Origin of the sequence: Staphylococcus sp. GDY8P196P (genome assembly GCF_017891705.1) — a bacterium.
Taxonomy (GTDB): domain Bacteria; phylum Bacillota; class Bacilli; order Staphylococcales; family Staphylococcaceae; genus Staphylococcus; species Staphylococcus ureilyticus.
Genome location: NZ_JAESJS010000009.1, coordinates 395,853 through 408,725, shown reverse-complemented (window position 1 = coordinate 408,725; position 12,873 = coordinate 395,853). Strand labels below are relative to the sequence as shown.

At 33.8% G+C, this 12,873-nt stretch carries 11 protein-coding genes; all 11 read left to right on the top strand.

What is annotated here, in order from left to right; translation table 11 throughout:
* Nucleotides 1-243 precede the first annotated feature (243 nt).
* The 11 genes from ylqF to codY all read left to right on the top strand — a co-directional run bounded on the left by ylqF (nt 244) and on the right by codY (nt 12,778).
* Nucleotides 244-1,104 (top strand): ribosome biogenesis GTPase YlqF, encoded by an 861-nt coding sequence (gene ylqF, locus KA814_RS06410; protein ID WP_046208649.1) that lies wholly within the window; start codon nt 244-246, stop codon nt 1,102-1,104.
* Nucleotides 1,105-1,113: 9 nt separating this feature from the next.
* Nucleotides 1,114-1,884 (top strand): ribonuclease HII, encoded by a 771-nt coding sequence (locus KA814_RS06405; protein ID WP_064209036.1) that lies wholly within the window; start codon nt 1,114-1,116, stop codon nt 1,882-1,884.
* A gap of 107 nt (nt 1,885-1,991) precedes the next feature.
* Nucleotides 1,992-3,158: an ADP-forming succinate--CoA ligase subunit beta gene (gene sucC, locus KA814_RS06400; protein ID WP_046208647.1), complete on the top strand. Its 1,167-nt coding sequence runs from the start codon at nt 1,992-1,994 to the stop codon at nt 3,156-3,158.
* Between the two features lie 21 nt (nt 3,159-3,179).
* Nucleotides 3,180-4,085, top strand: a complete 906-nt coding sequence (sucD, locus tag KA814_RS06395) for a succinate--CoA ligase subunit alpha (RefSeq protein ID WP_046208646.1) — start codon at nt 3,180-3,182, stop codon at nt 4,083-4,085.
* Nucleotides 4,086-4,311: 226 nt separating this feature from the next.
* Nucleotides 4,312-5,184, top strand: a complete 873-nt coding sequence (gene dprA, locus KA814_RS06390; protein ID WP_064209035.1) for a DNA-processing protein DprA — start codon at nt 4,312-4,314, stop codon at nt 5,182-5,184.
* 192 nt (nt 5,185-5,376) lie between these two features.
* Nucleotides 5,377-7,443, top strand: a complete 2,067-nt coding sequence (topA, locus tag KA814_RS06385; protein ID WP_046208644.1) for a type I DNA topoisomerase — start codon at nt 5,377-5,379, stop codon at nt 7,441-7,443.
* A 149-nt stretch (nt 7,444-7,592) separates the two neighbouring features.
* Entirely contained in the window at nt 7,593-8,900 is a 1,308-nt protein-coding gene (trmFO, locus tag KA814_RS06380) for an FADH(2)-oxidizing methylenetetrahydrofolate--tRNA-(uracil(54)-C(5))-methyltransferase TrmFO (RefSeq protein WP_046208643.1), read from the top strand.
* Between the two features lie 119 nt (nt 8,901-9,019).
* The gene (gene xerC, locus KA814_RS06375) at nt 9,020-9,910 is read left to right on the top strand and encodes a tyrosine recombinase XerC (RefSeq protein WP_046208642.1); all 891 of its coding nucleotides are present in this window, start codon (nt 9,020-9,022) and stop codon (nt 9,908-9,910) included.
* A gap of 3 nt (nt 9,911-9,913) precedes the next feature.
* Nucleotides 9,914-10,456 carry an ATP-dependent protease subunit HslV gene (hslV, locus tag KA814_RS06370; RefSeq protein WP_046208641.1) on the top strand — a complete coding sequence of 181 codons (543 nt, stop codon included), beginning with the start codon at nt 9,914-9,916 and terminating at the stop codon, nt 10,454-10,456.
* A gap of 112 nt (nt 10,457-10,568) precedes the next feature.
* Nucleotides 10,569-11,981, top strand: coding sequence for an ATP-dependent protease ATPase subunit HslU (hslU, locus tag KA814_RS06365; protein WP_046208640.1), 1,413 nt, complete (start codon nt 10,569-10,571; stop codon nt 11,979-11,981).
* 23 nt (nt 11,982-12,004) lie between these two features.
* Nucleotides 12,005-12,778, top strand: coding sequence for a GTP-sensing pleiotropic transcriptional regulator CodY (codY, locus tag KA814_RS06360; RefSeq protein WP_046208639.1), 774 nt, complete (start codon nt 12,005-12,007; stop codon nt 12,776-12,778).
* Nucleotides 12,779-12,873 lie beyond the last annotated feature (95 nt).

The following is a 12,873-nucleotide window of genomic DNA, read 5'->3' as shown; positions in this document are numbered from 1 at the left end:
TTTAAATATTATACTTATTTTGAAATTTAGTATTGATAAGATACTCAGTTGGTTAGTTTCACTACAATTCTAGACAATTTGGTAATTATTATAGGAAAATAGTGTGAATGAGTTTTTTTAATAAAGTAAATACAAATTTTTATTTATAACTATTCACCCCTCATGTTATGATTTTAAGGTCAATGAATGGTATGAATAAAATATATAATTTTGAAACATAAACGTATGAGAAAGGTGATGTACATGGTAATTCAATGGTATCCAGGGCATATGGCGAAAGCAAAACGCGAAGTTGCAGAACAATTAAAGAAAGTAGATGTCGTTTTTGAACTAGTAGATGCTCGTATTCCTTATAGTTCAAGAAACCCAATGATTGATGATGTTATACAGCAAAAACCGAGAGTAGTTATTCTGAATAAAAAAGACATGGCGAATTTAAAAGAATTAGAAAAATGGGAGTCTTATTTTAAAGAAAAAGGCTATTATCCTGTGGCGATTGATGCTAAACATGGAAAAGGACTAAAATTAGTAGAACAAGCAGCTATTAAAGCAACACAAGAAAAATTTGATCGTGAAAAGAAAAAAGGATTAAAACCACGTGCGATTCGTGCGATGATCGTTGGCATTCCTAATGTTGGGAAATCTACACTTATTAATAAGTTAGCCCACAAATCTATTGCTAAAACTGGAAATACACCTGGTGTTACAAAGCAACAACAATGGATCAAAGTTGGCAATTCGCTCCAATTATTAGATACACCAGGTATACTTTGGCCCAAATTTGAAGACCAACTCGTAGGAAAAAAACTAAGTATTACAGGTGCGATTAAAGATAGTATCGTTCATTTAGATGAAGTTGCCATTTACGGTCTTGAATTTTTAAAAACGCATGATTATGAAGGATTGAAAAATCATTATAAAATAGATGTACCGATAGAAGCAGAAAATATAGAATGGTTTGATGCTATTGGACGTCGTAGAGGATTGTTGCGTAGTGGTAATGAAGTTGACTATGAAGCGGTCATTGAATTAATCATACATGAAATTAGAAATGCGAAAATAGGAACATATACGTTTGATGTTATTAAAGAAATGGAAGTGTAACGTGAATTTATGAAGCAAACGATAAAAGATATTAAAGACCACTTAGCCACCTTACACTCAGTTAATGAAATCCAGCTTCAACCATTTTATAAAGATGACCGTAAAGGTGTCCAAAAAGCCATAGCAACACGAATCAAGCAACTAGATAAGGAACAACAATTATTAAATCAATATCAAGCTATGACTTTTTATGAAAATCAAATATTAGCAAATGATGGAAATGCGATGATTTGTGGTATCGATGAAGTAGGCAGAGGCCCACTCGCTGGACCAGTTGTTGCATGTGCGGTGATATTAAATCATGATCATCACTTTACAGGCCTCAATGATTCGAAGCAACTGACCGCCAAAAAAAGAAAAGTATTAGAGTGCCAATTATTAGATGAATTACATGCTTATGCATTCGGCTATGCCACTGTAGAAGAAATTGATGAAATCAACATTTATGAAGCGACAAAATTAGCTATGAAACGTGCGATCAACGGATTGCCTGTTCAGCCAACCCATTTACTCATTGATGCGATGACACTAGAAACAGATATCGATCAAACATCACTTGTGAAAGGTGATGCTAAAAGTGTATCAATTGCTGCAGCAAGTGTCCTAGCTAAAGAAAATAGGGACAGATATATGACGCAGCTTGCACAAAAGTTTCCGGAGTATGGGTTTGAAAAAAACGTTGGTTACGGAACTCAACAACATTTAGATGCAATTAAAAATCACGGCATTTTAAATGCCCACAGAAAAACATTTCAACCAATTAAATCGCTTTATAAATAATCTAAAAATTAAAAGAATTGAAATAAGTAGTTTAAATCAGTTTACAATAGCGCTTTCATTTCCTATAATTAAATATGAACTTAACCTAAGAAACAGGAGGATGGAGAATGAATATCCACGAGTATCAAGGTAAAGCAATATTTCGTTCAATGGGCGTTGCTGTCCCAGAAGGACGTGTAGCATTTACTGTTGAAGAAGCAGTTGAAAAGGCAAAAGAATTAGATTCAAATGTATATGTTGTAAAAGCGCAAATTCACGCCGGGGGTAGAGGTAATGCAGGCGGCGTTAAAATTGCAAAATCACTATCTGAAGTGGAAACATATGCGAAAGAATTATTAGGTAAAACATTAGTAACACATCAAACAGGGCCAGAAGGTAAAGAAATTAAGCGCCTTTACATAGAAGAAGGCTGCGACATTCAAAAAGAATATTATGTTGGATTTGTAATCGATCGTGCAACTGACAGAGTAACTTTGATGGCATCAGAAGAAGGCGGTACTGAAATCGAAAAGGTTGCTGCTGAGACACCTGAAAAAATCTTCAAAGAAACAATCGATCCAGTTGTTGGATTAGCGCCTTATCAAGCAAGAAGAATTGCTTTCAATATTAATATTCCTAAAGAATCAATTAATAAAGCAGCTAAATTTTTAGTATCACTTTATAATGTATTTATTGAAAAAGATTGTTCAATTGTCGAAATCAACCCACTTGTAACTACAGGTGATGGACAAGTACTTGCATTAGATGCAAAACTTAATTTTGATGATAATGCGTTATTTAAACATAAAGATATCCAAGAATTACGCGATTTAGAAGAAGAAGATCCAAAAGAAATCGAAGCTTCTAAATATGATTTATCATACATTGCATTAGATGGCGACATTGGTTGTATGGTAAATGGTGCTGGTCTTGCAATGGCGACAATGGATACAATTAATCACTTTGGTGGTAATCCAGCGAACTTCCTTGACGTAGGGGGCGGCGCAACGAAAGAAAAAGTTACTGAAGCGTTTAAAATCATATTAGGTGATGAAAACGTAAAAGGTATCTTTGTTAATATCTTTGGTGGTATTATGAAATGCGATATCATTGCTGAAGGTATTGTTGCTGCAGTTAAAGAAGTTGAACTAACTTTACCGTTAGTTGTACGTTTAGAAGGTACAAATGTTGAAAGAGGTAAAGAAATTCTGAATGAATCAGGATTAGCTATTGAACCAGCTGCAACAATGGCAGAAGGCGCACAAAAAATCGTAAAACTTGTAAAAGAAGCGTAAGGAAAGGATGGGAACGCTAAGATGAGCGTAATGATAGATAAAAATACAAAAGTAATTGTACAAGGTATCACAGGGTCTACTGCACTTTTCCATACAAAACAAATGCTTGAATATGGTACGCAAATTGTTGCAGGGGTAACTCCAGGTAAAGGTGGACAAGTAGTAGAAGGCGTACCAGTTTTCAATACTGTTGAAGAAGCTAAAGAAGAAACTGGTGCAACTGTTTCAGTAATCTATGTACCTGCTCCATTTGCAGCAGATGCTATTTTAGAATGTATTGAAGCTGAGTTAGATTTAGCTATATGTATCACGGAGCATATTCCAGTTATCGATATGGTTAAAGTAAAACGTTATTCAGAAGGCAAGAAAACACGTGTGATTGGACCAAACTGTCCAGGTGTTATTACTGCAGATGAATGTAAGATTGGTATCATGCCTGGTTATATACACAAAAAAGGCCATGTGGGCGTCGTTTCACGTTCAGGTACATTAACTTATGAAGCTGTACATCAGTTGACTGAAGAAGGCATTGGTCAAACTACTGCAGTAGGTATCGGAGGAGATCCAGTTAACGGTACTAACTTTATTGATGTATTAAAACAATTTAATGAAGATGATGAAACGAAAGCAGTTGTTATGATTGGTGAAATCGGTGGTACTGCTGAAGAAGAAGCTGCCGAATGGATTAAAGCTAACATGAATAAACCTGTTGTAGGTTTCGTTGGTGGACAAACAGCTCCTCCAGGAAAACGTATGGGTCATGCTGGCGCAATTGTTTCTGGCGGTAAAGGTACAGCAGAAGAGAAAATTAAAACACTAAACAGTTGTGGTGTGAAAACTGCTGATACACCATCAGAAATTGGAACAACATTAATTGATGCTGCAAAAGAAGCTGGTATCTATGAACAGTTACTTACTATTAAATAAAGCAATTTAATAATAGAATAGCTTAAAAATGAGCACAAACTCCTAAAATATGTTGGAGTTTGTGCTATTTTCAGTTTTTGAATTTTGTATGGTGTTGAAGTAGTGTGGGGTACGTATTTAAATTTCTTCTTAAAACTAGATTACAAATATAGTCTAAATGAATTTAATTTGTAAACAAACTTTATATCGTTTTACTTTATAATTATTTTATAAAGGAGTACGATATATGAACATAGATTATTTATTTTTAAAATTGCGTTTCTCAGGATTGTCCACACATCAAATACATCGATTGCTGAAATATAAGAATGATTTTATGTTTTACAATAAACACGAGCAGCAAGCAATATTACAACTATATTTATCAACAATTAAATCTAAAAAGAAAGATCAAATATATCAAGATTTTGTAAACAATCCCATTGATGACATTCTTATTCAATTACATAAATGGAACATTAATTTTATTGGTATTAACCATCCATCATATCCGAAATTGCTTCGCGAAATACATGATCCTCCACTTATACTTTTTTATAAAGGAGATATCACGTTAACAACGCGTGATCAAACCCTTGCAATCGTTGGATCTAGACATGCTACTCGATATACAGGGGATGCATTGAAATTCCTTTTCCCTTCATTTAAAAAGAAAGATCTAACCATAGTCTCTGGATTAGCAGAAGGTGCAGACCAAGCAGCACATCAACATGCATTAGACAATCAAATGTCAGCGATTGCGGTGTTAGGATTTGGCCATCTTAATCATTATCCCAAATCAACGCAAAATATTAGAAATCAACTTGAGCGCACTGGCTTAGTCATAAGTGAATATTTACCATATCAAAAGCCGCTTAAACATCATTTTCCAGAAAGAAATAGATTAATTAGTGGTTTATCAAAAGGGGTTTTGATTACAGAATCTACAATTAAAAGTGGTACTTCTATTACGACTAATTGTGCATTAGAACAAAATAGAGAAGTATATGTTTTGCCAGGTTCGATGTTCAATGATATGACAATGGGGAACTTAATAAGTGCGCAAGAAGGGGCGAAAATTGTTATATCTGCGAAAGACATCATAGATGATTTTAACTAAAATTTAGATCAATGTATTTATTTGAACAATTGTTTTATAGTTGAAAAAGATGTGTATAAACAGTGTCTTTTCCTTTATTTAATTCTAAATACGCCTTTGATTAAATAAATTTAAAATTAAAAACATTGACAAAATCAAAATAGACCGTTTATCATTTATCTTTGTAATTAGAAATGCAAGGGGGTAACTACTTTGGCAGAAAATTTAGTCATAGTTGAATCGCCTGCAAAAGCTAAAACCATTGAAAAATATTTAGGTAAAAAATATAAAGTTATCGCATCTATGGGGCATGTAAGAGATTTGCCAAGAAGCCAAATGGGCGTAGATGTAGAAAATGACTATGAACCCAAATATATTACTATACGCGGTAAGGGCCCTGTTGTTAAGGAATTAAAAAAACATGCTAAGAAAGCAAAAAATATATTCTTAGCAAGTGACCCCGACCGTGAAGGTGAGGCAATTGCTTGGCATTTAGCGAATATATTGAATTTAGAAGACGCTACTGAAAATAGAGTAGTATTTAATGAAATAACCAAAGATGCAGTGAAACAAAGTTTTAAACATCCTAGAGGCATAGAAATGGAACTTGTGGATGCACAACAAGCTAGAAGAATTTTAGACCGTTTAGTTGGTTATAATATTTCTCCTGTTTTATGGAAGAAAGTTAAAAAAGGACTTTCTGCTGGTCGCGTACAATCTGTCGCATTAAGATTAGTCATTGATCGTGAAAATGAAATTAGAAATTTTAAACCAGAAGAATATTGGAAAATAGAAGGAGAATTTAGATATAAAAAATCTAAATTTAGTGCTAAATTCTTACATTATAAAAACAAGCCATACAAATTAACTAATAAAAATGATGTTGAGACGATTACATCACAGCTTGATGGGGATCAATTTGAAGTTACAAAGGTAACAAAAAAAGAAAAGACGCGTTATCCTGCCAATCCATTTACGACTTCAACACTTCAACAAGAAGCTGCAAGAAAATTGAATTTCAAAGCGCGTAAAACAATGATGCTTGCCCAACAATTATATGAAGGTATTGACTTGAAAAGACAAGGTACAGTTGGTTTAATCACTTATATGCGTACAGATTCTACTAGAATTTCTGAACAAGCTAAAAGTGAAGCCAAGGATTATATTAAAGACACTTATGGTAATGAATATACTTCGAATCGTAAGTCTAAAGGTCAAGGGGATCAAGATGCACACGAAGCTATAAGACCATCAAGTACTTTACGTACACCTAGCGAAATGAAAAATTATTTAACTAGAGACCAACATAGACTGTATAAATTAATTTGGGAGCGTTTTGTAGCTAGTCAAATGGCACCTGCTATTTTGGATACAGTAGCATTAGATTTAACACAAAATGATTTGAAATTCAGAGCAAATGGGCAAACAATTAAATTCAAAGGTTTTATGACTTTATACGTTGAAACAAAAGATGATGGAGATGAAGGTAAAGAAAATAAATTACCTAATATCAATGAAGGTGAAATGGTTACAGCAACCAATATTGAACCTTCACAACATTTCACTCAACCTCCACCACGTTATACAGAAGCAAGATTGGTAAAAACTTTAGAAGAAATGAAAATTGGTCGTCCTTCAACTTATGCACCGACAATTGATACTATACAAAAAAGGAACTATGTTAAAAATGAAAGTAAACGGTTTGTTCCTACCGAATTAGGCGAAATTGTTCATGAACAAGTAAAAGAATATTTCCCAGAAATTATAGATGTAGATTTTACAGTTAATATGGAGACATTACTCGATAAAGTTGCAGAAGGTGAAATTGCTTGGAAAAAAGTTATTTCAGATTTCTATAATAGTTTTAAGCAAGATGTTGAACGTGCAGAAGAAGAAATGGAAAAAATAGAAATTAAAGATGAACCTGCAGGAGAAGATTGTGAAGTTTGCGGTGCACCAATGGTTATAAAAATGGGTCGATATGGTAAATTTATGGCATGTTCAAACTTCCCTGATTGTAGAAACACTAAAGCAATCGTCAAAACAATTGGTGTGACTTGCCCTAAATGTAAAGAGGGCGATGTCGTTGAACGTAAGTCTAAGAAAAATCGTATCTTCTATGGTTGTTCTAAATATCCCGAATGTGATTTTGTAACTTGGGATAAACCTATTGGACGTGATTGTCCAAAATGTGAACATTATTTAGTTGAGAAAAAACAAGGACGTAAAAGTCAGGTTGTTTGCTCAAATTGTGATTACAAAGAAGAAGAACAAAAATAACAAATATATAAATTGATTATTAGAAAAGGAAACTGTATTTTTTAATAATATTTAGCAACTTACGATTCATATTTATAATGTAGAGATATGTTATTTAGCTTATAAAATAGTGTCGTAGTTGCTATTTTTTTGTATAGGAGGATATATATATGACTCAAATTGTCAATGTTGTAGGGGCTGGCTTAGCTGGCTCAGAAGCCGCTTATCAATTAGCGCAAAGAGGCATTCATGTAAATTTAATTGAAATGAGGCCAGTTAAACAAACGCCGGCACATCATACAGATAAATTTGCTGAATTAGTTTGTTCCAATTCATTACGTGGCAATGCGCTTACGAATGCCGTGGGTGTATTGAAAGAAGAAATGCGTCGAATGGATTCATTGGTTATAACTGCAGCAGACAAAGCGCGTGTTCCTGCTGGTGGTGCGTTAGCTGTAGATAGACATGATTTTGCAGGGTATATTACTGAAACATTGAAAAACCATCCGAATGTAACTGTAATTAATGAAGAAATTAACACTATACCTGATGGATATACAATCATTGCTACTGGTCCATTAACAACAGATCAATTAGCTCAAGAAATTGTTGACGCAACAGGTAAAGATCAACTATATTTTTATGATGCTGCAGCACCGATTATTGAAAAAGATAGTATTGATATGAATAAAGTTTATTTAAAGTCACGTTATGATAAAGGTGAAGCTGCTTATTTAAATTGTCCGATGACGGAAAAAGAGTTTAACAGATTTTATGATGCTTTATTAGAAGCAGAGGTCGCACCAGTGAATGAATTTGAAAAAGAAAAATATTTCGAAGGTTGTATGCCATTTGAAGTAATGGCAGCACGTGGACGTAAAACGTTATTGTTTGGTCCGATGAAACCAGTTGGCTTAGAAGATCCCAAGACTGGCGAAATACCATATGCAGTTGTACAGTTACGTCAAGACGATGCTGCTGGTACTTTGTATAATTTAGTAGGGTTTCAAACACATCTAAAGTGGGGTGCACAAAAAGAAGTACTTAGATTGATACCAGGTTTAGAGAATGTTGAAATTGTTCGATATGGTGTCATGCATAGAAACACATTTATTAACTCCCCTGATGTACTCACTGAAACTTATGAATTAAAAGGAAGAGAATCTCTTCATTTTGCTGGTCAAATGACTGGTGTAGAAGGTTATGTAGAAAGTGCAGCAAGCGGCTTGATTGCTGGTATCAACGTAGCTCATAAAGTTGAAAATAAAGGAAGGGTTATTTTCCCTAGAGAAACGATGCTGGGTAGCATGGCTTATTATATTGCTCATGCGAAAAATGAAAAAAACTTCCAGCCGATGAATGCCAATTTTGGTTTGCTACCGGATTTAGATGAAAAAATTAAAGATAAAAAAATAAGATATGAACAACTTGCTCATAGAGCTTTGACATATTTGGACAACTTTAAAGAAACATTATGATGTTAATATAGTGAAATATTGATTCAGAAAATTAAAAAAAGTTTTTCTCAATTTAATAGTTATGTTTCGCAGTTCCCTCTATCGATATGCTACAATTTATATCGATGGAGGGGTTTTTATTGGAAGAAATCCAACAAGCTTATTTATACATGCTTAAAGTAGAACGACATTTTTCTGAACATACATTGAAATCATATCATGATGATTTAGAGCAATTTAATGATTTTTTAAATCAAGAGCATTTAAGCTTAGCTAATTTTGAATATAAAGATGCTAGAAATTACCTAAGTTTTTTATATTCAAAAAACTTGAAAAGAACATCGGTTTCTCGTAAAATTTCTACGCTGAGAAGTTTTTATGAGTATTGGATGGTACAAGACGAAAGTGTCATAAATCCATTTATACAATTAGTTCATCCGAAAAAAGAACAATATTTACCGCACTTTTTTTATGAAGAAGAAATGGAAGCATTATTTAAAACAGTAGATAAAGATTTAAAAAAAGGATTAAGAGATCGTGTTATTTTGGAGCTTTTATATGCTACTGGTATCAGGGTATCAGAGTTAGTAAATATCAAAGAGCAAGATTTGGATATGAATTTACCAGGTGTTAAAGTTTTAGGTAAGGGTGGTAAAGAAAGGTTTATCCCTTTCGGTGAATTTTGTAAACAAAGTATTGAACATTACTTAGAAGCATTTAGTCCTAAAAAAGGTACTGAACACGACTATTTGTTAGTTAACATGAACGGTGCGCCTATCACTGAGCGTGGCATTCGTTATGTGTTAAATGATGTAGTGAAACGAACTGCAGGTGTAACAGATATACATCCGCATAAATTAAGACATACATTTGCTACACATATGTTAAATCAGGGTGCTGACTTAAGAACAGTGCAATCATTACTAGGACATGTCAATTTATCGACGACAGGTCGTTATACACATGTTACGAATGATCAATTAAAAAAAGTATATTTAAATGCACATCCTCGTGCAAAAAAGGAGAATTAAAATATGAGTACATCTATTCATGCGACAACTATTTACGCAGTACAACATAATGGACATTCGGCAATGGCTGGTGACGGACAAGTAACACTTGGCGAACAAGTTATTATGAAAAAAACCGCTAGAAAAGTTCGACGCTTATATAATGATAAAGTGTTAGCTGGATTCGCAGGTAGTGTGGCAGATGCTTTTACACTATTTGAAAAGTTCGAGACAAAATTACAACAGTTTAGCGGTAATTTAGAAAGAGCCGCTGTTGAGTTAGCGCAAGAATGGAGAGGCGATAAACAGTTAAGACAGCTAGAAGCGATGCTTATTGTGATGGATAAAGATTCAATACTAGTCGTAAGTGGTACTGGAGAAGTTATTGCGCCAGATGATGATTTAATTGCAATTGGATCCGGTGGCAATTATGCCTTAAGTGCAGGTAGAGCATTAAAACGTCATGCTACTGATTTAAGTGCGCGTGAGATGGCATATGAAAGTTTAAAGGTTGCCTCTGATATTTGCGTGTTTACGAATGACCAAATCGTTGTGGAAGAACTTTAAAAAACTTATATTTTAAAATATGTTGTAATAACAAAAAGTAAAAATTTATGAAATAAATGTATAATAAATAATGGATTTTTGAAGAAAATAAAGTAACGGAGGTATTTCTCATATGGAGTCGAATGGTATTAAATTAACGCCAAAAGATATCGTTTCAAAACTTAACGAATATATAGTTGGTCAAGATGACGCTAAACGCAAGGTAGCAGTAGCATTAAGAAATAGATATAGACGAAGCCTACTTTCTGACGAAGAGAAACAAGAAATTGCACCGAAAAACATTTTAATGATTGGACCAACTGGCGTAGGGAAAACTGAAATTGCGCGACGCATGGCTAAAGTGGTTGGTGCGCCTTTTATTAAAGTAGAAGCTACGAAATTCACAGAAGTAGGTTACGTTGGGCGTGACGTTGAAAGTATGGTTAGAGACTTAGTTGATATTGCTGTTAGATTGGTAAAAGAGCAAAAGAAAGCGTTAGTTGAAGATGAAGCGCGAAGTAAAGCAAACGAAAAATTAGTTAAACTTTTAGTTCCAAGCATGAAGAAGAAAGCGAATAGCACTAACAGTAACAACCCTTTAGAATCTCTTTTTGGCGGAGCAATACCTAATTTTGGTCAAAATAATGAGGACGATGATGAAGAAACGCCAACTGAAGAAATCAAAACAAAGCGTTCTGAAATCAAACAACAATTATTAAATGGTTCACTTGAAGAAGAAAAAGTGAGATTAAAAGTCGAACAGGACCCAGGTGCTTTAGGTATGTTAGGTACAAATCAAAACCAACAAATGCAAGATATGATGAACCAACTAATGCCTAAGAAAAAAGTGGAAAGAGAAGTCCCTGTCAAAACTGCTCGAAATATTTTGACTGATGAATATGCGGATGAACTGATTGACCAAGAAACTGCCAATCAAGAGGCTATTGAGCTAGCCGAACAAATGGGAATTATTTTTATTGACGAAATAGATAAAGTGGCTACTAACAATCAAAATTCAGGTCAAGATGTTTCACGACAAGGTGTACAAAGAGATATTTTACCTATACTTGAAGGTAGCATGGTTCAAACTAAATATGGTACTGTTAATACTGAACATATGCTATTCATTGGTGCTGGTGCATTCCATGTTTCAAAACCAAGTGATTTAATACCTGAATTACAAGGTCGATTCCCAATTCGTGTTGAATTAGAAAGCCTGTCTGTGGAAGACTTTGTAAGCATTTTAACTGAACCCAAATTATCATTGATTAAACAGTATGAAGCGCTACTCCAAACGGAACAAGTAACGGTGAATTTCACTGAAGAAGCGATTAAACGTTTGGCAGAGATTGCCTTTCAAGTTAACCAAGATACAGATAATATTGGTGCGCGTAGATTGCATACAATACTTGAAAAAATGTTAGAAGATTTATCGTTCGAAGCACCGAGCATGCCACATGCTGTTGTAGATATCACACCTCAATATGTTGATGATAAGTTGAAATCAATTTCAACAAATAAAGATTTAAGTGCATTTATTTTATAATATAAACAAAAAGGAGAAGTAATATGAGCTTATTATCAAAAACAAGAGAATTAAATACACTTTTGCAAAAGCACAAAGGAATCGCTGTAGACTTTAAAGACGTCGCACAAACGATAAGTAGTGTAACAGTGACAAATGTTTTCATTGTGTCAAGAAAAGGTAAAATTTTAGGATCAAGTTTAAATGAATTGTTAAAAAATGAACGTATTATTCAAATGCTAGAAAATAGACACATACCTGTGGAATATACAGATAAGTTAATGGATGTAAAAGAAACAGAATCCAATATTGGAATCGAAAGTGATCTTTCAGTTTTTCCACCTGAAAACGAAGATGTATTTAAAGATAGTAAGTCAACTATCTTTCCAATATTAGGTGGCGGAGAAAGACTAGGTACGTTAGTGCTAGGACGTGTACAAGACGACTTTTCTGAAAATGATCTTGTTTTAGGTGAGTATGCGGCTACAGTTATTGGTATGGAAATTCTGCGTGAAAAACATAATGAAGTTGAACAAGAAGCTAGAGATAAAGCTGCGATTAATATGGCAATCAATTCATTATCATACTCAGAAAGTGAAGCGATTGAACATATTTTTGAAGAATTAGGTGGTAAAGAAGGCTTGTTGATTGCTTCTAAAGTAGCTGACAGGGTTGGAATTACACGTTCTGTGATTGTTAATGCATTGCGTAAGTTAGAAAGCGCAGGAGTTATTGAATCACGTTCATTAGGTATGAAAGGTACGTTTATTAAAGTTAAAAAAGAAAAATTCTTAGATGAATTAGATAGAATAAAATAAAATGTAGAATCACTTTTAAATGTGATTGCTATATACGCTTTCATACCATTTAGTATATCCATGCGTTATGCGTTTATTTAGTGAATATGTAAAAA